The 24,107-nt window shown below is 71.4% G+C and carries 24 protein-coding genes; 7 read left to right on the forward strand and 17 right to left on the reverse strand.

Features of this window, described 5'->3' with window-relative positions; all coding sequences use genetic code 11:
- Positions 1 to 3: 3 nt before the first annotated feature.
- Together ACQPXS_RS14665 and hisI are read right to left on the reverse strand one after the other, a co-directional pair.
- Entirely contained in the window at positions 4 to 1,482 is a 1,479-nt protein-coding gene (locus ACQPXS_RS14665; protein WP_433449632.1) for an anthranilate synthase component I, read from the reverse strand.
- Positions 1,483 to 1,493: 11 nt separating this feature from the next.
- Positions 1,494 to 1,907 carry a phosphoribosyl-AMP cyclohydrolase gene (gene hisI, locus ACQPXS_RS14670; RefSeq protein WP_433449634.1) on the reverse strand — a complete coding sequence of 138 codons (414 nt, stop codon included), beginning with the start codon at positions 1,905 to 1,907 and terminating at the stop codon, positions 1,494 to 1,496.
- Positions 1,908 to 1,990: 83 nt separating this feature from the next.
- On the opposite strand from hisI, the gene ACQPXS_RS14675 reads away from it, so the two are divergent.
- Positions 1,991 to 2,626, forward strand: coding sequence for a TIGR03085 family metal-binding protein (locus ACQPXS_RS14675; protein ID WP_433449636.1), 636 nt, complete (start codon positions 1,991 to 1,993; stop codon positions 2,624 to 2,626).
- Between the two features lie 22 nt (positions 2,627 to 2,648).
- Here the strand turns inward: ACQPXS_RS14675 and ACQPXS_RS14680 are convergent, their stop codons facing one another.
- The 10 genes from ACQPXS_RS14680 to hisD form a co-directional block, all read right to left on the reverse strand.
- Positions 2,649 to 3,890: an MFS transporter gene (locus ACQPXS_RS14680; RefSeq protein ID WP_433449638.1), complete on the reverse strand. Its 1,242-nt coding sequence runs from the start codon at positions 3,888 to 3,890 to the stop codon at positions 2,649 to 2,651.
- Between the two features lie 14 nt (positions 3,891 to 3,904).
- Positions 3,905 to 4,492 (reverse strand): ArsR/SmtB family transcription factor, encoded by a 588-nt coding sequence (locus ACQPXS_RS14685; RefSeq protein WP_365326515.1) that lies wholly within the window; start codon positions 4,490 to 4,492, stop codon positions 3,905 to 3,907.
- Positions 4,493 to 4,576: 84 nt separating this feature from the next.
- Positions 4,577 to 5,332, reverse strand: coding sequence for an imidazole glycerol phosphate synthase subunit HisF (gene hisF, locus ACQPXS_RS14690; RefSeq protein WP_433449640.1), 756 nt, complete (start codon positions 5,330 to 5,332; stop codon positions 4,577 to 4,579).
- Positions 5,333 to 5,338: 6 nt separating this feature from the next.
- Positions 5,339 to 5,734, reverse strand: a complete 396-nt coding sequence (locus ACQPXS_RS14695) for a RidA family protein (protein WP_351800506.1) — start codon at positions 5,732 to 5,734, stop codon at positions 5,339 to 5,341.
- Entirely contained in the window at positions 5,731 to 6,456 is a 726-nt protein-coding gene (gene priA / locus ACQPXS_RS14700; RefSeq protein WP_433449641.1) for a bifunctional 1-(5-phosphoribosyl)-5-((5-phosphoribosylamino)methylideneamino)imidazole-4-carboxamide isomerase/phosphoribosylanthranilate isomerase PriA, read from the reverse strand. Before priA ends, ACQPXS_RS14695 begins: the two co-directional genes overlap by 4 nt.
- 3 nt (positions 6,457 to 6,459) lie before the next feature.
- Positions 6,460 to 7,110: an imidazole glycerol phosphate synthase subunit HisH gene (gene hisH, locus ACQPXS_RS14705; protein WP_433449643.1), complete on the reverse strand. Its 651-nt coding sequence runs from the start codon at positions 7,108 to 7,110 to the stop codon at positions 6,460 to 6,462.
- Complete coding sequence (locus ACQPXS_RS14710; RefSeq protein WP_351800499.1) at positions 7,101 to 7,265, reverse strand: hypothetical protein; 165 nt, start codon at positions 7,263 to 7,265, stop codon at positions 7,101 to 7,103. Before ACQPXS_RS14710 ends, hisH begins: the two co-directional genes overlap by 10 nt.
- Before the next feature lie 4 nt (positions 7,266 to 7,269).
- The gene (gene hisB, locus ACQPXS_RS14715; protein ID WP_030783530.1) at positions 7,270 to 7,863 is read right to left on the reverse strand and encodes an imidazoleglycerol-phosphate dehydratase HisB; all 594 of its coding nucleotides are present in this window, start codon (positions 7,861 to 7,863) and stop codon (positions 7,270 to 7,272) included.
- Between the two features lie 2 nt (positions 7,864 to 7,865).
- Positions 7,866 to 8,966 carry a histidinol-phosphate transaminase gene (locus ACQPXS_RS14720; RefSeq protein ID WP_366488019.1) on the reverse strand — a complete coding sequence of 367 codons (1,101 nt, stop codon included), beginning with the start codon at positions 8,964 to 8,966 and terminating at the stop codon, positions 7,866 to 7,868.
- Positions 8,963 to 10,288 carry a histidinol dehydrogenase gene (gene hisD, locus ACQPXS_RS14725; protein ID WP_356304663.1) on the reverse strand — a complete coding sequence of 442 codons (1,326 nt, stop codon included), beginning with the start codon at positions 10,286 to 10,288 and terminating at the stop codon, positions 8,963 to 8,965. Before hisD ends, ACQPXS_RS14720 begins: the two co-directional genes overlap by 4 nt.
- A gap of 164 nt (positions 10,289 to 10,452) precedes the next feature.
- Here hisD and ACQPXS_RS14730 point away from each other — a divergent pair, with 164 nt between their 5' ends.
- The 4 genes from ACQPXS_RS14730 to ybaK all read left to right on the forward strand — a co-directional run bounded on the left by ACQPXS_RS14730 (position 10,453) and on the right by ybaK (position 14,568).
- A complete protein-coding gene (locus ACQPXS_RS14730; protein WP_351800492.1) occupies positions 10,453 to 12,030 on the forward strand; it encodes an oxidoreductase in 1,578 nt (525 codons plus the stop codon).
- Between the two features lie 169 nt (positions 12,031 to 12,199).
- Positions 12,200 to 13,261, forward strand: a complete 1,062-nt coding sequence (locus ACQPXS_RS14735; RefSeq protein WP_433449645.1) for a hypothetical protein — start codon at positions 12,200 to 12,202, stop codon at positions 13,259 to 13,261.
- Positions 13,262 to 13,272: 11 nt separating this feature from the next.
- Entirely contained in the window at positions 13,273 to 14,013 is a 741-nt protein-coding gene (locus ACQPXS_RS14740) for an LON peptidase substrate-binding domain-containing protein (protein WP_433449646.1), read from the forward strand.
- Positions 14,014 to 14,064: 51 nt separating this feature from the next.
- Positions 14,065 to 14,568, forward strand: coding sequence for a Cys-tRNA(Pro) deacylase (gene ybaK, locus ACQPXS_RS14745; protein ID WP_433449648.1), 504 nt, complete (start codon positions 14,065 to 14,067; stop codon positions 14,566 to 14,568).
- A gap of 28 nt (positions 14,569 to 14,596) precedes the next feature.
- Here the strand turns inward: ybaK and ACQPXS_RS14750 are convergent, their stop codons facing one another.
- The 4 genes from ACQPXS_RS14750 to ACQPXS_RS14765 all read right to left on the reverse strand — a co-directional run bounded on the left by ACQPXS_RS14750 (position 14,597) and on the right by ACQPXS_RS14765 (position 18,483).
- Complete coding sequence (locus ACQPXS_RS14750; protein WP_433449650.1) at positions 14,597 to 15,226, reverse strand: AAA family ATPase; 630 nt, start codon at positions 15,224 to 15,226, stop codon at positions 14,597 to 14,599.
- 34 nt (positions 15,227 to 15,260) lie between these two features.
- The gene (locus ACQPXS_RS14755; RefSeq protein ID WP_351800481.1) at positions 15,261 to 16,076 is read right to left on the reverse strand and encodes an ABC transporter permease; all 816 of its coding nucleotides are present in this window, start codon (positions 16,074 to 16,076) and stop codon (positions 15,261 to 15,263) included.
- Between the two features lie 94 nt (positions 16,077 to 16,170).
- Positions 16,171 to 17,184, reverse strand: coding sequence for an ABC transporter ATP-binding protein (locus ACQPXS_RS14760; protein ID WP_433449653.1), 1,014 nt, complete (start codon positions 17,182 to 17,184; stop codon positions 16,171 to 16,173).
- A gap of 81 nt (positions 17,185 to 17,265) precedes the next feature.
- Positions 17,266 to 18,483: an NYN domain-containing protein gene (locus ACQPXS_RS14765; protein WP_433449656.1), complete on the reverse strand. Its 1,218-nt coding sequence runs from the start codon at positions 18,481 to 18,483 to the stop codon at positions 17,266 to 17,268.
- A 225-nt stretch (positions 18,484 to 18,708) separates the two neighbouring features.
- On the opposite strand from ACQPXS_RS14765, the gene ACQPXS_RS14770 reads away from it, so the two are divergent.
- Positions 18,709 to 18,885 carry a hypothetical protein gene (locus ACQPXS_RS14770; RefSeq protein ID WP_356304682.1) on the forward strand — a complete coding sequence of 59 codons (177 nt, stop codon included), beginning with the start codon at positions 18,709 to 18,711 and terminating at the stop codon, positions 18,883 to 18,885.
- Positions 18,886 to 18,968: 83 nt separating this feature from the next.
- Here the strand turns inward: ACQPXS_RS14770 and dnaE are convergent, their stop codons facing one another.
- Positions 18,969 to 22,508: a DNA polymerase III subunit alpha gene (gene dnaE, locus ACQPXS_RS14775; protein WP_433449658.1), complete on the reverse strand. Its 3,540-nt coding sequence runs from the start codon at positions 22,506 to 22,508 to the stop codon at positions 18,969 to 18,971.
- A 217-nt stretch (positions 22,509 to 22,725) separates the two neighbouring features.
- On the opposite strand from dnaE, the gene ACQPXS_RS14780 reads away from it, so the two are divergent.
- Entirely contained in the window at positions 22,726 to 24,051 is a 1,326-nt protein-coding gene (locus ACQPXS_RS14780) for a DUF2252 domain-containing protein (protein WP_433449659.1), read from the forward strand.
- Positions 24,052 to 24,107: the final 56 nt, after the last annotated feature.

Here is a 24,107-nt window from a genome sequence, read left to right on the forward strand (position 1 = left end):
CTCCTATGAGTTGAGCCTGTTGGCCGTGTGCACCGCGCGGAGGACCGCCGCCGCCTTGTTGCGGCACTCCTGGTCCTCCGCCACCGGGTCGGAGTCGGCGACGATGCCGGCTCCGGCCTGCACGTATGCCGTGCCGTCCCGGAGCAGCGCCGTACGGATGGCGATCGCGGTGTCGGAGTCGCCCGCGAAATCCAGATAGCCGACACAGCCGCCGTACAGGCCGCGCCGGGACGGCTCCAGCTCGTCGATGATCTGCATCGCGCGGGGCTTGGGGGCGCCGGAGAGGGTGCCCGCCGGGAAGCAGGCCGTGAGCACGTCGAAGGCGGTGCGGCCCTCGGCCACCCGGCCGGTGACCGTCGAGACGATGTGCATCACGTGCGAGTAGCGCTCGATGGACATGAAGTCGACCACCTCGACCGAGCCGGGCTCGCAGACCCGGCCCAGGTCGTTGCGTCCGAGGTCCACCAGCATCAGGTGCTCGGCGCGCTCCTTGGGATCGGCCATCAGCTCCTCGGCGAGGGCCTGGTCCTCCTGCGGGGTGGTGCCGCGGGGCCGGGTGCCGGCGATGGGGTGGACCATCGCCCGTCCGTCCTCGACCTTCACCAGGGCCTCGGGGGACGAGCCGACGACGTCGAAGCCGTCGAAGCGGAACAGGTACATGTACGGGGACGGGTTGGTGGCCCGCAGCACCCGGTAGACGTCCAGCGCGCTCGCCGTGCACGGGGTCTCGAAGCGCTGGGAGGGCACGACCTGGAAGGCCTCGCCTGCGCGGATGCGCTCCTTGACGTCCTCGACGGCGACCTGGAAGTCGGGACCACCCCACAGCGCGGTGTACTCGGGCAGCTCGGAGGGCGGCAGGACGGCCGGGGGCTGGGCGACCGCGCGCGTGAGGTCGGCCTCCATGGCGTCGAGCCGGGCCACGGCGTCGGCGTAGGCCTCGTCCACACCGGTGTCGAGGTCGTTGTGGTTGATCGCGTTGGCGATCAGCAGGACCGAGCCCTCCCAGTGGTCCATGACGGCGAGGTCGCTGGTCAGGAGCATGGTCAGCTCGGGCAGCCGCAGGTCGTCGCGCTCACCGGGACCGATCTTCTCCAGGCGGCGGACGATGTCGTAGCCCAGATAGCCGACCATGCCGCCGCTGAAGGGCGGCAGGCCTTCCTGCTGCGGGGTGTGCAGGGCCTGGAGCGTGGCGCGCAGGGCCTTCAGGGGGTCGCCGTCGACCGGGACGCCGACCGGCGGGGTGCCGAGCCAGTGCGCCTGTCCGTCGCGTTCCGTGAGCGTCCCGGCGGACCGGACGCCGACGAAGGAGTACCGGGACCAGGAGCGGCCGTTCTCCGCGGACTCCAGCAGGAAGGTGCCGGGGCGCTCGGCGGCCAGTTTGCGGTACAGCGCGACCGGCGTGTCGCCGTCGGCGAGGAGCTTGCGCGTCACCGGGATGACGCGCCGGTCGGTGGCGAGCTTGCGGAAGGTCTCGAGGTCCATGGCGGCCGACCTTACTGATCAGATGCCGGAACGGCGGAATCGGCTTCGGTGTCGGCGTCCTTCAGGAGCACGTCCTCGTCGAAGCAGGTGCGCGCGCCGGTGTGGCAGGCCGCGCCCACCTGGTCGACCTTGACCAGGACGGTGTCGGCGTCGCAGTCCAGCGCGACCGACTTCACCCACTGGAAGTGGCCCGAGGTGTCGCCCTTGACCCAGTACTCCCGGCGGCTGCGCGACCAGTAGGTGCAGCGGCCGGTGGTCAGCGTGCGGTGCAGGGCCTCGTCGTCCATCCAGCCGAGCATGAGCACCTCACCGGTGTCGTACTGCTGGGCGATGGCGGGCAGGAGGCCGTCCGCGCTGCGCTTGAGGCGGGCGGCGATCTCCGGGTCGAGGCTGCGGGGCCGGGGAGTCCCGGTCGTACTGGTCATGGGTGCCATTGTGCCGCGCGGGTACGACAACGCCGGAGCCGTGTCCACTGCGCGGACCGACCGCCTGGTCGTAGGCTGACACCATGTCGACCTTCGCCAAGCGTGAACGGCTCCTGCTCGCCGACCTCTTGGAAACCGTCGGTCCGGACGCCGACACCCTCTGCGAGGGCTGGCGGTCCCGGGACCTGGCCGCGCATGTCGTCGTGCGCGAGCGCCGCCCGGACGCGGCCGGGGGCACGCTGATCAAGCAGCTCGCGCCGCGCCTGGAGAAGGTGATGGCCGAGTACACCGCGAAGCCGTACGAGGAACTGATCCAGCTGATCCGTACGGGCCCGCCGCGTTTCTCCCCGTTCCAGCTCAAGCAGGTCGACGAGGCGGCCAACATCGTCGAGTTCTACGTCCACACCGAGGACGTGCGCCGGGCCCAGCCGGACTGGGGCCCGCGCGAGCTGGACCCCGTCTTCCAGGACGCCCTGTGGTCCCGGCTGGAGCGCACCGCGCGGCTGGTGGCCCGCGGTGTGCCGACGGGTCTGGTGCTGCGCCGCCCGGACGGGCAGACGGCGGTGGCGCACCGGGGCGCGCCGGTGGTGACGGTGACCGGCGAGCCGTCGGAGCTGCTGATGTTCGTGTTCGGGCGGCAGAACGCGGCCAAGGTGGAGGTCGAGGGCGAGACGGACGCGATCACCAAGCTGAACGAGTCCAGGCAGCTGGGCATCTGAGCCTGGGGCGGGCCGGTGGAGGTCAGCCCGGGAGTTCCGCGCGGCGCAGGGCCGGTACGGCGAGGGCGACGACCCCGCCGAGGCCGCAGACGCCGGCGCTGACGACGTAGACCGGCCCGAGGCCCCAGGCACCGATCGCGGCCGCCGCGAGCGGCATGCTGAGCGGGGCCAGACCGAGGCTGACCAGGCTGGAGACGGCGGTGACCCGGCCCAGGTAGGCGGGGTCGGACCGGGTCTGCAGCAGGGCCCCGCACAGGGCGCCGCTGAGCCCGGCGAGCAGGCCGACGAGCAGGGCCACGCCGACGGCGGCGCCGAGCGTGGGGACGAAGGCGAGGGCGCCGATGGCCACGGCCCCCGCCACACACGCCGACCCGGTGACCAGTCCCGCGCGCGGCAGCCGCCCCCGGACCGCCAGCAGCAGCGAGGCGGCTCCCGCGCCGGCGCCGAATCCGGCCAGCACCCAGCCCATGCCGGAGGCGCCCCAGCCGCGCCGGTCCGCCAGCAGGGTCAGACCGACGTTCAGCGGGCCGACGAAGCCGAGGTCGCCGAGGGCGATGGCGAGCATCAGCGGGGCGAGGACGCGGTGGCGGCGGATGTAGCGCAGACCGGCGCGGAGGTCGCTCCACGCGGTTCCGGCCACCTCGGGCGTGTCGTCCTTCGGCAGGTCCCGCACGCGTACCGAGACCAGCAGCGGCACGGACACGGCGATGAGCAGCCCGGCGAGGGCGAACGCGGCCGGGGCACCGCCGACGGCCACGCCGAGCCCGCCGAGCGGGGCGCCGGCCACACTGGAGAACCGGATCGCGAGGCCACGCATCCCCTGGACCCTGGCGAGCTGGCCCTTCTCGGTGAGACGGGCCGGCAGGGCCCCCACGGCGGGCATGAACACCGCGTCGACCGTGCCGAAGACCAGCGCCAGCAGGGCGAGCGGCCACAGTCCCGGGCTGGTGAGGAACAGCAGGGCGGCCACGGCGAGGACGGCCGCACAGCGCACGGCGTCGCTGCCGATGACGACCCGGCGGGGGCCGAACCGGTCGGCGATCACCCCGCCGCCGAGCATCAGCACGGCCCGGGGCAGCGCGCTCGCGGACATCACGAGCCCGGCCTGCGCGGGCGTTCCGGTCTGCACGGCGGCCCAGGACAGGGCGAGGTAGTAGACGCTGTCGCCGAGCATCGAGGAGGTGTAGGCGGCGAGCCAGCGCAGGACGTTGGGGTCGCGGTGGGCCTGCGGCGCGGTCACCGGCGGTGTGAGCGTGGCGGTCACGGGAGAGGGGCCTCTCAGACGCGGAACGGGAAGCCGTACACGTGCAGAGCGACGTGCTCGCGCCCTTCGGTGTCACCGGCGGCCTCACGGGCGCGCCCCTGCTCGTCGTAGCGCTTGAGCAGGGCGTGCAGGTCCTTCTTCAGCTCCGCGAGCTCCTCGGCGGTCAGCCTGAGCAACGACTCGGAGTCGTGGGCGGCCTCGTTCCACCCGGGTCCCCAGTGGGCACGCTGATCGAGGTATCCGCGGTACATCTCGGCTCGCTGGTCCAGGAACATCCGCGAGGCCGCGAGATGGGCCGCCACCTTCTCGGGGGCGTCCTGGAAGTCCTTGTCGCGGATGGAGACCCCTTCGGAGGACGGCTGCCACCAGCGCTCGCGCCCGTCCGCGCTGCGCGGCTCGGCCTCCTCCACCAGGCCGTGCTCGGCGAGCTTGCGCAGGTGGTAGCTGACCAGGGAAACGGCCTCGTCGACCTGTTCGGCGAGGTGGGAGGCGGTGGCCGCCTCGGCGACGAACAGCAGTCGGTAGAGCTTCATGCGCAGGGGATGCGCGAGCGCCTTCAGGGTGCCGACATCCGTGATCCGGCGCTCTTCCTCACGAGCCATACCCCGACCCTAGATACGAAAGAAAAGTTGCACAACAGATTTTGCGCAACCTCCCTTTCGCATCTGCCGAAGCTCGGCGCGGCGTCAGCGCACGGGGTGTCCCGCCGCCCGCAGCGTCTCCTTCACCTCGCCGATCCGCAGGTCGCCGAAGTGGAAGACGGAGGCGGCCAGGACCGCGTCCGCGCCCGCCTCGATGGCCGGCGGGAAGTCGGCCAGCTTGCCCGCGCCGCCCGAGGCGATCACCGGGACGGTCACGTGCTTGCGGACCGCCGCGATCATCTCCAGGTCGTAGCCGTCCTTGGTGCCGTCCGCGTCCATGGAGTTCAGCAGGATCTCGCCGGCGCCCAGCTCGGCCGCCCGGTGCGCCCACTCGACGGCGTCGATGCCGGTGCCGCGCCGGCCGCCGTGCGTCGTCACCTCGAAGGAGCCGGACTCGGTGCGGCGCGCGTCCACCGACAGCACCAGCACCTGCCGGCCGAACCGCTCGGCGATCTCGCGGATCAGCTCGGGGCGGGCGATCGCGGCGGTGTTCACGCCCACCTTGTCGGCGCCCGCCCGCAGCAGCTTGTCCACGTCCTCGGCCGTACGGACGCCGCCGCCGACCGTCAGCGGGATGAACACCTGCTCCGCGGTGCGCCGCACCACGTCGTACGTCGTCTCCCGGTCGCCCGAGGACGCGGTGATGTCCAGGAACGTCAGCTCGTCGGCGCCCTCGGCGTCGTACACCTTCGCCATCTCGACGGGGTCGCCCGCGTCGCGCAGGTTCTGGAAGTTGACGCCCTTGACGACCCGGCCGTTGTCCACGTCCAGGCAGGGGATGACTCGGACCGCCAGGGTCATGACTGCTCAGGCTCCTCTGAATGCTTCAAGTTCCACTTCCACCAGGATGCGCGGATCGACGAACCCCTCCACGACCAGCAGGGTCGAGACCGGGCGCACGGAGTCGAAGATCTCCTTGTGGGCCCGGCCCACGGCGTCCACGTCCCGCACATGGGTGAGGTACATCCGCGTACGGATCACGGACCCGATGCCGAGCCCGAACTCGCCGATCGCCTCGATGGCGCCGGTGAACGCCACCTTGGCCTGCTCGTACGGGTCGCCCTCGCCGTAGAGCACGTCGCCCCGGAAGGACGTCGTGCCGGCGACCAGCACGCGGTCCCCCGCCGCGACGGCCCGTGCGAAACCGAAACTCTCTTCCCAGGGACTTCCGCTCTGCACGCGCCGCACGGCTTCGGACGTCATGACGACACAGCCTCCAAGGCCTCTTCCAGGGTGAACGCCTTCGCGTACAGGGCCTTCCCGACGATCGAGCCCTCGACACCGAGGGGTACCAGCTCGGCGATGGCGCGCAGGTCTTCCAGGGACGACACGCCGCCGGAGGCCACGACCGGACGGTCCGTCGCCGCGCACACGTTCTTCAGCAGCTCGAGGTTGGGGCCCTGGAGCGTGCCGTCCTTGGCGATGTCGGTGACGACGTAACGGGCGCAGCCCTCCTTGTTGAGGCGCTCCAGCGTCTCGTAGAGGTCGCCGCCGTCGCGGGTCCAGCCGCGGCCGCGCAGGGTCGTGCCGCGCACGTCCAGGCCGACCGCGATCTTGTCGCCGTGCTCGGCGATGACCTTGGCGACCCATTCCGGGGTCTCCAGGGCGGCCGTGCCGAGGTTCACGCGGGTGCAGCCGGTGGCCAGGGCGGCGGCCAGCGAGGCGTCGTCGCGGATGCCGCCGGACAGCTCCACCTTGATGTCCATCGCCTTGGCGACCTCGGCGATCAGCTCACGGTTGTCACCGGTGCCGAAGGCCGCGTCCAGGTCGACCAGGTGCAGCCACTCGGCGCCGGAGCGCTGCCAGGCGAGGGCGGCCTCCAGCGGGGAGCCGTAGGAGGTCTCGGTCCCGGACTCGCCGTGCACGAGGCGTACGGCCTGGCCGTCGCGGACGTCGACGGCGGGGAGGAGTTCGAGCTTGGCCATGGTCTACAGGGTTCCGATCCAGTTGGTGAGGAGCTGGGCGCCGGCGTCGCCGGACTTCTCGGGGTGGAACTGCGTGGCCCACAGGGCGCCGTTCTCCACGGCGGCCACGAACGGCTTGCCGTGCGTCGACCAGGTCACCTTGGGGGCCGCGATCACCGGGTTGTGCGACTCCAGCCGCCAGTCGTGCACGGCGTAGGAGTGCACGAAGTAGAAGCGGGCGCCGGCGTCGAGACCGGCGAACAGCTCCGAGTCGGCAGGGGCGTCGACGGTGTTCCAGCCCATGTGGGGCACGACCTCGGCCTGGAGCGGCTCGACCGTGCCGGGCCACTCGTCCAGGCCCTCGGCCTCGACGCCGTGCTCGATGCCGCGCGCGAACAGGATCTGCATGCCGACGCAGATGCCCATCACGGGCCGTCCGCCGGACAGCCGGCGGTCCACCACCCAGTCACCGCGGGCGGCGCGCAGACCCTGCATGCAGGCCGCGAACGCCCCGACGCCCGGCACGAGCAGGCCGTCGGCGTTCATCGCCTTGTCGAAGTCGCGTGTGATCTCGACATCGGCACCCACGCGCGCGAGGGCCCGCTCGGCGGAGCGGACGTTGCCGAAGCCGTAGTCGAAGACCACGACCTTCTTGCCGCCGGTGCTCAATTCCACACCCCCAGCCGCATGACGCCCGCGACCAGGCACATGCCCGCGCCGATGGAGAGCAGCACGATCAGGCTCGTGGGCATCTTCTGCTTGACGAAGGAGATGATGCCGCCGAGCAGGAAGAGACCGACGACGATCAGCAGGGTGGAGAGGCCGTTCATGGGTTTACAGCGCGCCCTTCGTGGAGGGGAGGATGCCGGCCGCGCGGGGGTCGCGCTCGGAGGCGTAACGCAGCGCCCGGGCCAGCGCCTTGAACTGGCACTCCACGATGTGGTGCGCGTTGCGCCCGTACGGCACGTGCACGTGCAGCGCTATCTGCGCCTGGGCGACGAAGGACTCCAGGATGTGCCGGGTCATCGTGGTGTCGTACTCGCCGATCATCGGCGCCATGTTCTCGGGCTCGGTGTGCACGAGGTACGGGCGGCCGGACAGGTCGACGGTCACCTGGGCGAGGGACTCGTCCAGCGGCACCGTGCAGTTGCCGAAGCGGTAGATCCCCACCTTGTCGCCGAGCGCCTGCTTGAAGGCGGCGCCGAGCGCGAGGGCGGTGTCCTCGATGGTGTGGTGGGAGTCGATGTGCAGGTCGCCGTCCGTCTTCACGGTCAGGTCGAACAGACCGTGCCGGCCGAGCTGGTCGAGCATGTGGTCGTAGAAGCCGACGCCGGTGGCGATGTCGGTTCTGCCGGTACCGTCGAGGTCGATCTCGACCAGGACGGAGGTCTCCTTGGTCGTACGCTCCACGCGTCCTACGCGGCTCATGCTCACAGCTCCTTCTTCAATTCCCGTACCGCGTCGAGGAACGCGTCGTTCTCCTCCGGGGTGCCGGCGGACACCCGCAGCCACCCCGGTACGCCGTTGTCCCGGACCAGGACACCCCGGTCGAGGATCTTCTGCCAGGCCTCGTGGGCGTTCGCGAACCGGCCGAACTGGACGAAGTTCGCGTCGGACTCGGTGACCTCGTAGCCGGCCGCGCGCAGCTCGGCGACCAGCCGGTCCCGCTCCGCCTTCAGCTGCTCGACGTATCCCAGCAGGGTGTCGGTGTGCTCCAGCGCGGCCAGGGCGGTCGCCTGGGTGATCGCCGACAGGTGGTACGGCAGCCGGACGAGCTGGACGGCGTCCACGACCGCCGGGTCGGCGGCGAGATAGCCGAGGCGGAGCCCCGCCGCGCCGAACGCCTTGGACATCGTGCGGGAGACGACCAGGTTCGGGCGGCCCTCGAGCAGCGGCAGCAGCGAGTCGCCGTGGCTGAACTCGATGTACGCCTCGTCCACGACCACCATCGACGGCTTGGCCGCCTGCGCCGCCTCGAACAGCGCGAGGACCGTCTGAGGCGGGACCGCGTTGCCGGTGGGGTTGTTGGGGGTGGTGATGAAGACGACGTCCGGCTTGTGCTCGGCGATCGCCTCGACGGCCGCCGCGACGTCGATCGTGAAGTCCTCGTTGCGCGGACCCGAGATCCAGCCCGTGCCCGTCCCGCGCGCGATGAGCGCGTGCATCGAGTACGACGGCTCGAAGCCGATGGCCGTGCGGCCCGGCCCGCCGAAGGTCTGCAGCAGCTGCTGGATGACCTCGTTGGAGCCGTTGGCGGCCCACACGTTCTCGATGCCGAGCGGGTACTTGCCGGTCTTCGTCAGGTACTTGGCCAGCTCGGTGCGCAACTGGACCGCGTCCCGGTCCGGGTAGCGGTTCAGGTCGCGGGCGGCCTCCCGCACCCGCTCCGCGATCCGCTCGACCAGCGGCTCGGGCAGCGGGTAGGGGTTCTCGTTGGTGTTCAGCCGTACGGGGACGTCCAACTGGGGCGCGCCGTATGGGGACTTGCCGCGCAGCTCGTCCCGTACGGGGAGATCGTCGATGCGGGTCACTTGCTCTCGGGTACCTTCCAACCGAACCGTGCCTTGACCGCCGCGCCGTGCGCCGGCAGGTCCTCCGCCTCCGCCAGCGTCACCACGTGATGGGCGACCTCGGCGAGCGCGTCCTTCGTGTAGTCCACGATGTGGATGCCGCGCAGGAAGGACTGGACGGACAGGCCCGAGGAGTGGCAGGCGCAGCCGCCGGTGGGCAGGACGTGGTTGGACCCGGCCGCGTAGTCGCCGAGCGACACGGGGGCCCAGGGGCCGATGAAGATCGCTCCCGCGTTCTTGACGCGGTCGGCGATCTCGGAAGCCCGAGCGGTCTGGATCTCCAGGTGCTCGGCGCCGTACGCGTCGACGACCCTCAGGCCCTCCTCGATGCCGTCGACCAGCACGATCGCGGACTGCCGGCCCTTGAGGGCGGGCACGATCCGGTCCTCGACGTGCTTGGTGGCCGCGACCTGCGGCTGAAGCTCCTTCTCCACCGCCTCGGCCAGTTCGACGGAGTCGGTGACCAGGACGGCCGCCGCGAGCGGGTCGTGCTCTGCCTGGCTGATCAGGTCCGAGGCCACGTGCACTGGGTCGGCGGTGTCGTCGGCGAGGATGGCGATCTCGGTGGGGCCGGCCTCGGCGTCGATGCCGATCCTGCCGGTGAAGAAGCGCTTGGCGGCGGCGACCCAGATGTTGCCGGGGCCGGTGACCATGTTCGCGGGCGCGCAGGACTCGGTGCCGTAGGCGAACATCGCGACGGCGGTGGCGCCGCCCGCGGCGTAGACCTCGTCGACGCCGAGCAGGGCGCAGGCGGCGAGGATCGTCGGGTGCGGCAGCCCGCCGAACTCGGCCTGCGCGGGGGAGGCGAGCGCGACGGACTCGACGCCGGCCTCCTGGGCCGGAACGACGTTCATGATCACGGACGAGGGGTAGACGGACCGGCCGCCCGGCGCGTACAGCCCGACGCGCTGGACCGGCACCCACTTCTCGGTGACGGAGCCGCCGGGCACCACCTGGGTGGTGTGGGTGCTGCGGCGCTGCTCGCGGTGGACCAGGCGGGCGCGGCGGATGGACTCCTCCAGCGCGGCGCGCACGGCCGGGTCGAGGGCCTCGAGGGCATCGGTGAGAGCCTGGGCCGGCACACGGACGGATTCCAGCCGTACTCCGTCGAACTTCTCGGCGAAGTCGATCAGCGCCGCGTCGCCACGATGATGCACGGCCTCGCAGATCGGGCGCACCTTCTCCAGGGCGGCCGCTACGTCGAAGTCGGCTCGGGGCAGCAGGTCGCGCAGGGCGGGGCCCTCGGGAAGGGCGTCGCCGCGCAGATCGATTCGGGAAATCACGGTCCCAATTCTCTCAGACCGCCGTCGCGAGCCGTGGACGCGTATCAATGGCTGATACAGAACGTGGCGGAATTCGGAAGATCGCCTTCACGTCTAGTGTTCCGGGCGTCACTCAGCGGGCATGAACGGCTGTACGAAGGCACTGGGACCGGGAGAGGACGAGGGTGACCGAGGGGACCGGCGTCGTCGCCGGGGACCTGCCGGACGAGCTGACCGCGGCCGAGGCGGGCATGTGGCAGGCCTTCCGCAACGGCAGTATGTACGACCTGAGCCGTGGGGACGCCGTGGTGGACGATCCGCACGGCGGACACCCCTGGGGTCCGGAGCGCACGGTGCGGGCGCGGATCGTGGCCTGGCTGCTGCTGGACGGCCCCCCGGCGCTCGCGGGCCGGGTGTCCGCGCTGAAGCTGACCGGCGTGCGGATCACCGGCACGCTGGACCTCTCCGGCGGCACGGTACGGCCGTACGTCGAGCTGCGCGGCTGCCGCTTCGACGAGGAGGTCCTGCTGCCGGAGGCCCGGTTCACGACCTTGCGGATGGTGGACTGCGCGGTGCCCCGGCTGGAGGCGGCCCGGGTGCACACCGAGGGCGATCTGCATCTGCCGCGCTGCCGGTTCCAGAACGGCGCCCGGCTCACGGACGCGCACATCGGCACCGATCTGATGCTCAACGAGGCGGTGGCGTACCGCGACCGCAGCGGGCGGTCGATCTCGGCGGACGGCATGACCGTCGGCCAGGACCTGCAGGCGGAGATGCTTCAGTCGCACGGCGAGCTGCGGCTGCGCGGCGCCAAGGTCGGCGTCTCGCTCAGCCTGCGCGGCGCGACCCTGGACAACCCCTACTCCCGCTACGCCCTGAACGCCCCCCAGCTGACCGTCGAGCGCACCCTGTACCTGACCCCGGCCGGCGTGGGCAGCCCGCTGCTCAGCGGCACGACACCGGCGCGCGGCACGCGGATCCAGCGCTTCGAGTGCCGGGGCGGGATACGGCTGGACGACGGGCGGTTCGGGGACGCCGTCGACTTCGAGCGGTCCCGGTTCACCCTCACCGACGACCAGGAACTGTCGCTGCGCCGGGTGCACGCGTCGGAGCTGCGCTTCCTCGGCGACGGGCCGCAGGGCGGCAAGGTGGTGCTGTCCGGCGCCCGGATCGTCAGCCTGGTGGACCGGGCGGCGAGCTGGCCGGGCCCCGGCAATCTGCACATGGGCGGCTTCGTGTACGAGAACCTCGTCCCCCGCGGCCCGTTCCCGCTGGCCGGCCGGCTGGACTGGGTGGCGGCGGCCACCGCGGAGTACGCCCCGGAGCCGTACGAGCGGCTGGCGGCGGTGCTGCGGGCGGCCGGGGAGGACGAGGACGCGCGGGAGGTGCTGCTCGCCAAGCAGCGCCGGCGCCGCGAGACGCTGCCGCTGGCCGGGAAGTTCTGGGGGTACGTCCAGGACTGGACGGTCGCCTACGGCTACCGGCCCGGCCGGGCCGCGGTGTGGATGGCGGTGCTGTGGGCGGCGGGCACGCTGGCGTTCGCGCACGCGGACCATCCGCCGATGAACCATGACGCCCATCCCTACTGGAGCCCGGCCCTGTTCACCCTGGACCTGCTGCTGCCGGTGATCGACCTGGGCCAGGTCGGCCAGTGGCAGCTGCGCGGCGGCTGGCAGTGGCTGGCGGCGGCGATGATCCTGCTCGGCTGGATCCTGGCGACGACGGTGGCGGCGGGGGCGACCCGGCTGCTGCGGCGGGGCTGAGTCCCGGCGCCGGTGCGGACCCGGGCCGCCCCGGGGCGCACGACCGGCGCAGAAGCCACACGCGTCTCAAACGTTGAACAATCACCTTTACCGGTCCTTGACCGACCGCCATACAACTTTCCATGACTTGCCCGAAGCCTCTGGCGCGCGGCCGACCTGCGGACTTTCAATGGTCGGCACCATGGTTGCGCTCCCCCCGTTCATCCGCCCCACCCGGATGTCCAAACGCTCCGCGCGTCCGGCCGACCGACCGCCCGCCGGGGACGAGGTCGTGCTCGACGCACCCGACGACCGCCTCTCGCCCGCGCTGGTGGCCGCAGGCCGCGGCGAGTACCGGGCCGCGGCCGACCTGCTCGCCACCACCCGTACCGGGGGCGAGTGGGAGAACCACGACCGGTACGTCCGGCATCTGGCCGCCTTCGCCCGTTCGCGCCCCGAGTGGTTCGCGTCCTGGCGGGCCGCCACCCCGGCGAAGCCCGACGCCCTGCTGGTCGAGGCGCAGCTGGCCGTGGACCGCGCCTGGCCCTCGCCGGCCCGCGCCGAGCTGCTGCGCGAGGTGAGCCCGCTGATCACCGCCGCCGCCCGCGCCGACGACCGCGACCCGGTGCCCTGGCGGATCGCGCTGGACCACGCGCGCGGCTCGCGGGCCGGCCACCGGTACTTCGAGGAGCTGTGGGAGGCGGCCGTCCGCCGCGCCCCGCACCACTACGGCTGCCATGTGGCCGCCCTGCGCTATCTGGCCGGCTTCCGGCCCGGTTCCCACGGCGCCTGCTTCGACTTCGCCGAGCGGGCCGCGCAGGACTCCCCGGCCGACTCGCTCGTCCAGGCCCTGCCGGCCCGGGCCGCCTTCGGCTGCCTGACCGACGGCCGCGACCACGGGATCCCGCGCGCCCGGCTGGACGCCGCGGCCGACCGGGGGCTCGCGCTGTCCGCCCGCTTCCCGGCGGCCGACCCGTGGGCCGCCCAGGTCCGCAACAAGCTGCTGTACGTCCTGCTGCGCCTGCACCGCTGGGAGGACGCGCGCGCCGAGCTGAGCCGGATCGGCCCGTACGCCACGTCCTTCCCCTGGGAGCGGGTCTCCGAGGACCCGCTCGGCCACTTCATGCGGCTGCGCGAGCACCTGCTGACGGCGGGATCCCGGCCCGTCCCCGCAGGCCTCATGGCCCTGGTGAGTACGCCCGGAGCGGCACTCGGCAAGCGCGGCGGACACACGCGCGCCGGTGACCACTAGGCTGGGGCGTCGTGACCACCGCCCGTCTCCCGCTCTTCCCGCTGAACACGGTGCTGTTCCCGGGGCTCGTGCTGCCGTTGAACGTCTTCGAGGAGCGCTATCGCGCGATGATGCGCGAGTTGCTCAAGACACCGGAGGAGGAGCCGCGCCGGTTCGCCGTCGTGGCCATCCGCGACGGCTACGAGGTGGCGCCGAGCGCCCCCGGCATGCCGGACCCCACGGCACAGCCCGACCGGGGGCCGGCCGCGGGTTTCGGCCCGGATCCCCTGAAGGCCTTCCACGGGGTGGGCTGTGTGGCGGACGCGGCGACCATCCGGGAGCGGGCCGACGGCACGTTCGAGGTGCTGGCGACGGGCACGACCCGGGTGCGGCTGCTCTCCGTCGACGCGTCGGGCCCGTTCCTGACGGCGGAGCTGGAGGAACTGGTGGAGGAGCCGGGCGACGAGGCGGGCGCGCTGGCCGAGGGGGTCCTGCGCTCCTTCCGGCAGTACCAGAAGCGCCTGGCGGGCGCCCGCGAGCGCTCGCTGTCGACGGGCGCGGAGCTCCCGGACGACCCGAGCGTGGTGTCGTACCTGGTGGCGGCAGCGATGGTGCACGACACGCCGACGAAACAGCGCCTGCTCCAGGCCCCCGACACCGCGTCCCGCCTGCGCGACGAGCTGAAACTCCTTCGCTCCGAGACGGCCATCATCCGTAGTCTTCCGTCACTGCCCGCGTTCGAGCTGACCCGGGCACCGACAAGCCAGAACTGAGCAGGACGGCTGCTGAGGAAGGCGTCCGAGGAACACGGCCGAGGAAGACGGATGGCGAAGAAGTCGAAGAAACAGCAACAGTCCGGCGGCACCCCCGCGACGGTCGCCCTGTCCTCGGCCGGCGTGGACTTCACGGTCCACTCCTACGACCACGACCCCTCCCACCCCTCCTACGGCGAGGAGGCCGCGGAGGCGATGGGCGTCTCCCCCGACCGCGTCTTCAAGACCCTGGTGGCCGACGTCGACGGCGCCCTGACCGTGGCCGTGGTCCCGGTGTCCGGCTCCCTGGACCTGAAGGCCCTCGCGGCGGCGGTGGGCGGCAAACGGGCCACGATGGCCGACCCGACCCTGGCCGAGCGCACCACGGGCTATGTCCGCGGCGGCATCTCACCCCTCGGCCAGCGCAAGAAACTCCCCACGGTCCTGGACGACTCCGCCGAGGCTCACGAGACGATCTGTGTCTCGGCGGGCCGCCGGGGCCTGGAGGTGGAACTGTCCCCGACAGACCTGGCCAAGCTGACGAGCGCGGTGCTGGCGCCCATCGGGCGGGGCTGACGGGGTCCAGGGGGCGGAGCCCCCTTGGTCAGGGTGCCGGCAGCTCGGGGTCGCGGGGGCCGAACAGTGCCGTGAGGCCCAGGTGGACCAGCAGCGCGCCCAACGGCCAAGCCAGCAGCGCGCCCTTGGCGCCCAGTTTCAGCGGCGCCGAGAAGGTGACCCCCTTCCCCGCGGCCTTGGCGTGCGCCAGCACGTCGGACGTCGGCCCGAGCCACACCCCGAGCCGCCACGCCACCACCGAGCCGAGCAGCGCGCCGAGACCGAGGGCCACCACGAGAGGCACACCCCCACGCCGCCGCAGCAGAAAGACGACGACCGCGCTGACGAGCCCGAACGCCAGCCCCAGCAGGGCGAACGTGCCGTCCACCCCGGCGGCCTGCTCGCCCTCGCTGTCCTTGAGGTAGACGACCCAGTTGTCCTCGACCACGTCGCCGACCAGCGGCACATGCGGCGCCAGCCACCACCACAGCAGTCCGAACAGCACCCCGACCAGGGCCATGGCCACCGTGATCACGGCGGCGTCCCGCAGTTCGGTCTTCATACCGGGGCCGTCCTGTTCGTACACGCCCCCGGGCATCCCGGCAGGCGGCGGGGCCTGCCAGACGTCGTTCGAGGACTGGTTGTGCGGCGGCGTAGGCGGAGTCAACGGTGCGGTCACCCTGACATCGTGCCAGGTCGCGCTGTGCGCCGCGTCACCGGACGGCGGCCCTGCGGTACGCCCGGGCCGCCACGGCCAGCGAGACGACTCCGACACCCGCGCACACCCCCAGGTCGACCAGGACGACGGCCCAGTCCGGATGGGCCCCGAAGGTCCGGGCGTAGGCCTCCACACCGTACGTCGACGGCAGCAGATCCCGGGCCAGCCGTACGATCTCCGGCATCCGGTCGGCCGGCAGCACACCCAGCAGCAGCGCCGCCGACATGCCCAGCTGCCCGAGCAGCGTGGCCAGCTCGGGCCGCGGCGCGAGCAGCCCGCAGGCGGCACCGAGCCCGGACAGCGCGGCCCCGGCGAGCGGGATCACGGCCAGGAGAATCCACAGGTTGCCCAGCGGCAGCCCGAACAGCACGCACCCGAAGACGGCGGTCACCAGCGTCCCCGGCACGGTGAAGGAGGCGTACGCCGCCGCCGCGCCCAGTACCACGGCCGCGGGCGGCACCGGCAGGGTGGCGTAGTGATCGAGCCCGCCGCTCGCCCGCAGCTGCCCGAAGTACTGCGCCAGCAGGTTCAGCGCCACATACGCGACGACCAGCACCGACGACCCGGCCACCACGGACTGGGCCTCGCTGCCGCTGTCGACGACGCCCCGCATCATCACGGTGATGCCGACGGACTGGAAGGTGGCCACGAACAGCAGCGGGATCCGCGCCACCCGGGCCCGGGACAGCTGCGCCCGGTAGACGGCCGCCAGCGACGGCCACAACCGCGCGGCCGGCCCGAGCTCGGCCGCGCCCGGCGCCGTCTCCGGCACCACCCGGCCGCCGAGCACCTCGGCGGGTACGACACTCACGACGAGCCGCTCCTCTTCCCTGCCCCAGTCCCACCGGCCGCGGTCGCACGGACCGCGGTCGCACGGACCCATACGCACCGCGCGTCCGCCGCGCTCATGCCTTCACCAACCCCTGCCGGGCCGCGCCGCCCAGCGCCAGGTAGACGTCCTCCAGACTGGGCGTGGCGAGCGTGAAGTCGTCCAGCGCGGCGAAGGCGGCCCCGCCGGTCACCGTGGCGACGGCGGCGCGGGCCTCCTCGGGCGCGAGCCGCAGCGTCCAGCGCCGGCCGGACTCCACCGCGCGCTCGCGCAGCACGGCGACCTCGGGCACCTGAAGCGGCGCCCGGTCCCGCCACACCAGCTCGACCCGCACCTCGCCGGCGACCTGTTCCTTCAGCCCGGCCGGGGTGTCGCAGGCGATCACCCGGCCCTCGTCGATGACGGCGACCCGGTCCAGCACGGTCTCGGCCTCGATGACGTTGTGGGTGACCAGCAGCACGGTCGTACCGCGCTCGGCGCGCCGCCGGTCCACGGCCGCCCAGACCGCGCGGCGGGCCACCGGGTCCATGCCGGTGGTCGGCTCGTCCAGCACGAGCAGCGGCCGCTCGCCGACGAGGGCGGCGGCGAAGCAGGCGAGCCGCCGCTGTCCCCCGGACAGCTTCTTCAGCGCCCGCCCGGCGATCGGCGTCAGCCCCAGTTCGTCGAGTACGGCGTCCCGCTCGGCCCGGGCCCGCGTCACGTCCAAGCCGCGCAGGCGTCCGGTGGTCTCGGCGGCGAGGGAGACGGTCAGCTCGTCCAGCGCCGAGGACTCCTGCCCCAGGTAGGCGAGGAGGCGCGCGGCCCGCTCGGGGTGCCGGACGATGTCGTGCCCGAGGATCTCGATGCTGCCGGTGTCCGGCCGCAGCAGCCCGGTGAGCTGCCGTACGAGTGTGGACTTGCCGGCGCCGTTCGGCCCGAGCAGCCCGAAGACCTCCCCGCGCCGCACGTCCAGCTCGACCCCGTCGGTGGCCCGCACCTCGGGGGTGCCGGGCGCGCCCCGCCGCCCCTTCACGGCCGGGTAGGTCTTGGCGAGGCCGCGCACGCGTACGACCTCGTCATGCCGAGGTGCCTGTGCCGCGCGCGTACTCACAAGGGACGAGAGTACGGGGTCGGGCCGCTTTACTCGCCTTTGGGGCCACTTCCGTCCCCGAGCGGTAAGAAATCCCCGCCGTCACTCCCCCGTCGTGCTCTCCGCCGCCGCCGGCACGTCGATCTCCCGCCAGAACCCCGCCCGAATGGCGTAGCGGTCGTGCTCGTCGATCTGGTCGTCCTTGTGGGCGAGCAGCCCGAACCGCGCGGCGTACCGCAGCAGCTCGCCGTCGATGCGGTGCGGGATCCGCGGATACAGCTGCGACAGCTTCTGCAGATGGGTCTGGTCGCCGAGCCGGGACATCCAGCGGCGCGCGAAGACCTGTCCTACCTCGTACGGGTCGCCGCCGACGGTGGTGATGTCCTCCTCGCGGTCGGCCCACCGCTGCTCCGCCGTGGTGAGCTGGGCGAGCGTCGGCATGGAGGCGACCTCGGGCGGCTCGGCGACCCCGCCCGGCCGGTCCACCCAGCCCTTGTCGGAGGACCAGCGCAGGGTCGCGGTCGCCGGGTGCTGGGCGGGCTGACTGCCGGGGGCGCGCAGCGCGGCGAGGTCCTTGGGGGTGGGGACGCCCTTGTGGCCGGCGGCCCGCTCCTGGGTGCCGTTCTCCGTGACCGCCGTGGCCGACCGGGGCCCGCCCTCTTCGGGCGGCCGCTCGGCCGCCGTGGTGAGCGCGGACTCGGGCAGCGGTGCGGAGAGGATCGCGGCGATCTCGGGCCGGGGCGCGGGCGGCGGGGCGCAGACGCCGGTCAGTTCCTTGGCGCGGACGGCCTGGGTGATCCAGGCGCGGTCCAGCACACGCCGCTCGTCGGCCTCGGCGACCAGGTCCTCGGACTGGTTGTAGTCGCCGTCGGCGGCCTGTACGGCCCACAGGTGGACGGCGACGCCGTGCTCCTTGGCGGCCATCATGCCGGGCAGCAGATCGCCGTCGCCGGTGACGAGGACGATGTCGGAGCAGGCTCGGTTGCGGGCCAGCTCGGTCAGCTCGGCGTGCATGGCGGCGTCCACGCCCTTCTGCGCCCAGCGTCCGTCGCTGCGGGTGAGGGCGCCGAGCCGGACGGTGACCCGGGGCATCACCCGCAGCCGGCGATGCTCCGGTTGGGGGACACGGTCGGGGGCGCCGTCGAACCAGTAGATGCGCAGCAGGGGACGCTCGGTGTCGGACTCCGCGCGTTCCCGCAGCGCCTGGATCAGTGCGCTGTGGTCGACGGTGATCCGGGACCGCGAGGGCTCACCGGCGAGGAGGCTGGCGGCGGCTCCCAGCAGGTACCCGGCGTCCACCAGGACGATGCAGCGGTCCACGCGACTCACCCTCTTCCCGGGAGGTTTTGCTTCGGACTTCCTTCGAGTCTGCCCGACGGCGCGAGGGTTAACGGCCCGAACTCGATCTTCGGCGTGGCGTTTGCGGGTCGCGATCGCCCACCTGCCCTGTCACACACGGTAATTATCCGACATGCGCTTGATGTCAGCGTATGTGAATCTGGTCCCGGCCCTGGCCCCTAGATCCCCCACAGGAGGCAGATCACCATGGCCAAGAACAAGAACCGTAAGCAGGCCGGCCCGCAGAACCGCGCGTCGCACACCGAGCAGTCCCACGAGCACGCGCAGCGGCAGACGGAGGCGCATGAGTCGCCGGTGTCGCACATCCAGGGCAGCCCGGCTGATGTTGCCGGCAAGAAGCGGAAGAGCTTCGGCCACAACTAAAGGGCAGTTGAAGCCCAAGCACACAGGAGGGGCGCACCCTTGGCGGGTGCGCCCCTTCGTGCGTGCCCTCGCGCAGCGCGGTGTCAGCCGGCCAGGCAGGACGGGCCGAGCAGCACCTTCAAGTCGCCGAAGAGCGCCGGGTCGGGCTTGACCCGGTGCCGGTCCAGGCGCAGCACGGTGGTCTTGCGCGGGCCCTGCAGCTTGATGCGGACCTCGCTGTCGCCCTTGTGGTGGCTGAGGATCTCGCCAAGGCGGCTGACCATGGGCGGAGTGACCTTCACGGCCGGGATGGTGAGGACCACCGGCGCGTTGGTGCCCGCGTTGGACAGGTCCGGGACCATCAGCTCCATGGCGACGAGCCGGGGCACGTCCTCGCGCTTGTCGAGGCGGCCCTTGACGAACACCACGGCGTCCTCGACGAGTTGGGTCGACACCAGCTGGTAGGTCGCCGGGAAGAACATGCACTCGATGGAGCCTGCGAGGTCCTCGACGGTGGCGATCGCCCAGGCGTTGCCCTGCTTGGTCATCTTGCGCTGCAGACCGGAGATGATGCCGCCGATGGTCACGACCGCGCCGTCGGCGTGTTCGCCTCCGGTGAGCTGGGCGATGCCCGCGTCGGCCTTGTCGGCGAGGACGTGTTCCAGACCGAAGAGCGGGTGGTCGGAGACGTACAGACCGAGCATCTCCCGTTCCTGGGCGAGCAGATAGGTCTTGTCCCACTCGTCGGTGGAGAACTCCACGTCGAGTCCGAAGCCGGGCTCGCTGCTGGTGTCCTCGCCCATGCCGCCGAAGAGGTCGAACTGCCCCTCGGCCTCCTTGCGTTTGACCGCGACCACGTTGTCGATCATCGGCTCGTACTGCGCCATGAGCCCCTTGCGGGTGTGCCCCATGGTGTCGAAGGCGCCGGCCTTGATGAGCGATTCGGTGGTGCGCTTGTTGCAGACCACCGCCTCGACCTTGTCGAGGTAGTCGGGGAAGGAGGCGTACTTCCCCTTCGCCTTGCGGCACTTGATGATCGACTCGACGACGTTGGTGCCGACGTTGCGGACGGCGGAGAGGCCGAAGAGGATCACGTCGTCGCCCTGGGCCGCGAAGTTGGCCTCGGACTCGTTGACGTTCGGCGGGAGCACCCGGATGCCCATGCGGCGGCACTCGTTGAGGTAGACCGCCGACTTGTCCTTGTCGTCCTTGACGGAGGTGAGGAGGGCGGCCATGTACTCGGCGGGGTGGTTCGCCTTGAGGTAGGCGGTCCAGTAGGAGACCAGGCCGTACGCGGCGGAGTGCGCCTTGTTGAAGGCGTAGCCGGCGAAGGGGACCAGCACGTCCCACAGGGCCTGGATGGCTTCGTCGCTGTAGCCGTTCTTGCGGGCGCCGGCCTGGAAGATGGTGAAGTTCTTCGCCAGTTCCTCGGGCTTCTTCTTGCCCATCACGCGGCGGAGGATGTCGGCCTCGCCGAGCGAGTAGCCCGCGATGATCTGGGCGGCCTTCTGCACCTGCTCCTGGTAGACGATCAGGCCGTAGGTGACGTCCAGGACCTCCTTGAGCGGCGCCTCCAGCTCGGGGTGGATCGGCGTGATCTCCTGCTGCCCGTTCTTGCGCAGCGCGTAGTTGGTGTGGGAGTTCATGCCCATCGGGCCCGGGCGGTACAGGGCCGACACGGCGGAGATGTCTTCGAAGTTGTCGGGCTTCATCAGCCGCAGCAGGGACCGCATGGGGCCGCCGTCGAACTGGAAGACGCCGAGGGTGTCGCCGCGCTGGAGCAGATCGAAGGTCGTGGGGTCGTCGAGCGGCAGGGACAGCAGGTCGATGTCGAGGCCCTTGTTGGCCTTCACCATCTTGACCGCGTCGTCCATGATCGTGAGGTTGCGCAGGCCCAGGAAGTCCATCTTCAGCAGGCCGAGCGACTCACAGCTCGGGTAGTCCCACTGCGTGATGGTCACGCCGTCGGTGTGCCGGACCCAGACCGGGACGTGCTCGGTGATGGTCTCGCTGGACATGATCACGCCGGCGGCGTGCACGCCCATCTGCCTCACCAGGCCCTCCACACCGCGGGCGGTGTCGATGACCTTCTTCACGTCCGGCTCGTTCTCGTACATCGAGCGGACCTCGCCCGCCTCCGAGTACCGGGGGTGGCTGGGGTCGGTGATGCCGGACAGCGGGATGCCCTTGCCGAGGACGTCGGCGGGCATGGCCTTGGTGATGCGGTCGCCCATCGCGTAGGGGTAGCCCAGCACGCGCGCGGAGTCCTTGATCGCGTTCTTGGCCTTGATGGTGCCGTAGGTGCCGATCATGGCGACCTTGTCGGCGCCGTACTTCTCGGTCACGTACCGGATCACCTCGACGCGCCGGCGCTCGTCGAAGTCGATGTCGACATCGGGCATCGAGATGCGCTCGGGGTTGAGGAAGCGCTCGAAGATCAGGCCGTGCGGGATCGGGTCGAGGTCGGTGATGCCCATGGCGTAGGCGACGATCGAGCCGGCCGCGGAGCCTCGGCCGGGGCCGACGGCGATGCCGTTGTTCTTGGCCCACATGATGAAGTCGGCGACGACGAGGAAGTAGCCGGGGAAGCCCATCGAGATGATGACGTCCATCTCGTAGTCGGCCTGCTTCTGGCGGTCCTCGGGGATGCCGCCCGGGTAGCGGCGCTCCATGCCGCGGCGGACCTCCTCCTTGAACCAGGTGACCTCGGTGTAGCCCTCGGGGATGTCGAACTTGGGCATCAGGTCGCGCTTCTCGAACATGCCGTCCGTGTCGACCATCTCGGCGACGAGGAGCGTGTTGGCGCAGCCCTCCTGCCAGGCGTCCGAGGAGTCGATGGCGTACATCTCGTCCGTGGACTTCAGGTAGTAGCCGGTGCCGTCGAACTTGAAGCGGTCCGGGTCGGAGAGGTTCTTGCCGGTCTGGATGCACAGCAGGGCGTCGTGGGCACTGGCCTCGTGCGCGTAGGTGTAGTGCGAGTCGTTGGTGACCAGCGGGGGGATGCCGAGCTTCCTGCCGATCTCCAGCAGGCCGTCGCGGACCCGGCGCTCGATCTCGATGCCGTGGTCCATCAGCTCCAGGAAGTACCGGTCCTTGCCGAAGATGTCCTGGTAGTCGGCGGCGGCCTTCAGTGCCTCGTCGAAGTGGCCGAGGCGCAGCCGGGTCTGCACCTCGCCGGAGGGGCAGCCGGTGGAGGCGACGATGCCCTCGGACCACTGGGCGATGGTCTCCTTGTCCATCCGGGGCCACTTCTGCAGCCAGCCCTCGGCGTAGGCGTCGGAGGAGAGGCGGAAGAGGTTGTGCAGGCCGGTCTTGTTCACGGCCCACATCGTCTTGTGGGTGTAACCACCGGAACCGGAGATGTCGTCCCGCTTCTGGTGCGGCTGGCCCCAGAGGATCTTGCGCTTGTTGCGCCGGGACTCGGGGGCGACATACGCCTCGATCCCGATGATCGGGGTGATTCCGGCCTTCTTCGCGGAGTGGAAGAAGTCGTACGCCCCGTGGAGGTTGCCGTGGTCGGACATGGCGATGTGCGTCATGCCCATCTCGTTGCAGGCGTTGAACATGTCCTTGAGCCGCGCGGCACCGTCCAGCAGCGAGTACTGGGTGTGGACGTGCAGGTGCGTGAAGGGCGGCTTTGACACGGTATGGCCTCCGGTGGAAACACTCGGTAGCGGGCGGGCGGACAGTTCTGGGGTCAGCGTCGAAGTCTATGCCCCGGGACTGACACAGGAGGGGGATCCCTGCGTACCTTCATGGGGGAACCGGGCACTCCCGCGTGGCGTCGCCCGTTGGAGACGACGGAAGCGCTGTCGTACTCATTCACGCACATTCATGCACCGCACCAGGAGGCACCCAGCGATGTCGGCACCCCAGCTCAGCGACGAGCAGCGCGGCGAGGAGATCCTCGCCGTCTTCGACACCGCCTTCGGCCGGCTCCTGGCCGCCGACCCGGCCGCGTTCCGGGTGAAGTTCCGGAAGATGGCGGCCTCGGCCTTCGCGTTCTACCGGGGCACGGCGTGCCTCTTCTACCACGATCTGGACGCCGAGAAGCGGGGCGGCCCGTACCTGGACGACCGCACCTCGCGCGTGTGGATCCACGGCGACCTGCACGCGGAGAACTTCGGCACGTACATGGACTCCAACGGCCGCCTGGTCTTCAACGTCAACGACTTCGACGAGGCCTACGTCGGCCCGTTCACCTGGGACCTGAAGCGCTTCTCGGCGTCGGTCGCGCTCGTCGGGTACGCGAAGGCGCTCAGCGACGAGCAGATCACCGAGCTGGTGACGGTCTACGCGACCGCCTACCGTGAGCGCATCCACGCCCTGGCCACGGGCGCGAAGAGCGACGAGGTGCCGCCGTTCACCCTGGACACCGCCGAGGGCCCCCTGCTGGGCGCCCTGCGCGCCGCCCGCTCGCTGACCCGCTTCGAGCTGCTGGACTCGATGACCGAGATCCGCGACTTCGAGCGCCGCTTCGCCCCCGGCGGCGGCTCCATCGAGCTGGACGCGGCCACCCGCTACAAGGTCCTCGCGGCCTTCGACGGCTATCTGGAGACGCTGCCGGACTCCTCCCTGGCCCGCCCCGACTCCTACCGGGTGAAGGACGTCGTCGGCCGCCGCGGCATCGGCATCGGCTCGGCCGGCCTGCCGTCGTACAACATCCTGCTGGAGGGGCACAGCGACGCCCTGGAGAACGACGTCGTGATCTACATCAAGCAGGCCCAGACCCCGGCGGTCTCCCGGCACATCACGGATCCGGCCATCGCCGGCTATTTCCAGCACGAGGGCCACCGCACGGTGATCTCCCAGCGCGCCCTGCAGGCACACGCCGACCCGTGGCTGGGCTGGACGGAGCTGGACGGCACGGGCCAGCTGGTGGCCGAGGTATCGCCGTACGCCGTCGACCTGGACTGGGGCGACATCGACGACCCGGAGGAGATCGCGCAGGTCGTCGCCGACCTGGGCAGGGCCACGGCGACGATGCACGCGGCGGCGGACGACACCTCCGGCGAGTCCCTGGTGCCGTTCTCCACCGAGCGGGCCATCGACGCGGCCATCGCCGCCGACGAGGAGGGCTTCGCGCCGCTCCTGGTGGACTTCGCGCACGGCTACGGCGCACGCGCGCGTGCCGACCACCAGATCTTCGTCGACCTGTTCCGCAACGGCCGGATCCCGGGGCTGTAACCTTCGCAACTCACAGGCGCCCTTTAGGGGTCTCTTAACCGCCTTCGTGTCAGACT

The organism is Streptomyces sp. CA-142005 (assembly GCF_050942335.1).
Taxonomy (GTDB): domain Bacteria; phylum Actinomycetota; class Actinomycetes; order Streptomycetales; family Streptomycetaceae; genus Streptomyces.

Coding starts and splice junctions, on each gene's coding strand:
- ACQPXS_RS14665 (WP_433449632.1), bottom strand. CDS start 1,482: ATGGACCTCGAGACCTTCCGCAAGCTCGCCACCGACCGGCGCGTCATC.
- hisI (WP_433449634.1), bottom strand. CDS start 1,907: ATGACCAGTACGACCGGGACTCCCCGGCCCCGCAGCCTCGACCCGGAG.
- ACQPXS_RS14675 (WP_433449636.1), top strand. CDS start 1,991: ATGTCGACCTTCGCCAAGCGTGAACGGCTCCTGCTCGCCGACCTCTTG.
- ACQPXS_RS14685 (WP_365326515.1), bottom strand. CDS start 4,492: ATGGCTCGTGAGGAAGAGCGCCGGATCACGGATGTCGGCACCCTGAAG.
- hisF (WP_433449640.1), bottom strand. CDS start 5,332: ATGACCCTGGCGGTCCGAGTCATCCCCTGCCTGGACGTGGACAACGGC.
- ACQPXS_RS14695 (WP_351800506.1), bottom strand. CDS start 5,734: ATGACGTCCGAAGCCGTGCGGCGCGTGCAGAGCGGAAGTCCCTGGGAA.
- priA (WP_433449641.1), bottom strand. CDS start 6,456: ATGGCCAAGCTCGAACTCCTCCCCGCCGTCGACGTCCGCGACGGCCAG.
- ACQPXS_RS14710 (WP_351800499.1), bottom strand. CDS start 7,265: ATGAACGGCCTCTCCACCCTGCTGATCGTCGTCGGTCTCTTCCTGCTC.
- hisB (WP_030783530.1), bottom strand. CDS start 7,863: ATGAGCCGCGTAGGACGCGTGGAGCGTACGACCAAGGAGACCTCCGTC.
- ACQPXS_RS14735 (WP_433449645.1), top strand. CDS start 12,200: ATGGTCGGCACCATGGTTGCGCTCCCCCCGTTCATCCGCCCCACCCGG.
- ybaK (WP_433449648.1), top strand. CDS start 14,065: ATGGCGAAGAAGTCGAAGAAACAGCAACAGTCCGGCGGCACCCCCGCG.
- ACQPXS_RS14770 (WP_356304682.1), top strand. CDS start 18,709: ATGGCCAAGAACAAGAACCGTAAGCAGGCCGGCCCGCAGAACCGCGCG.
- ACQPXS_RS14780 (WP_433449659.1), top strand. CDS start 22,726: ATGTCGGCACCCCAGCTCAGCGACGAGCAGCGCGGCGAGGAGATCCTC.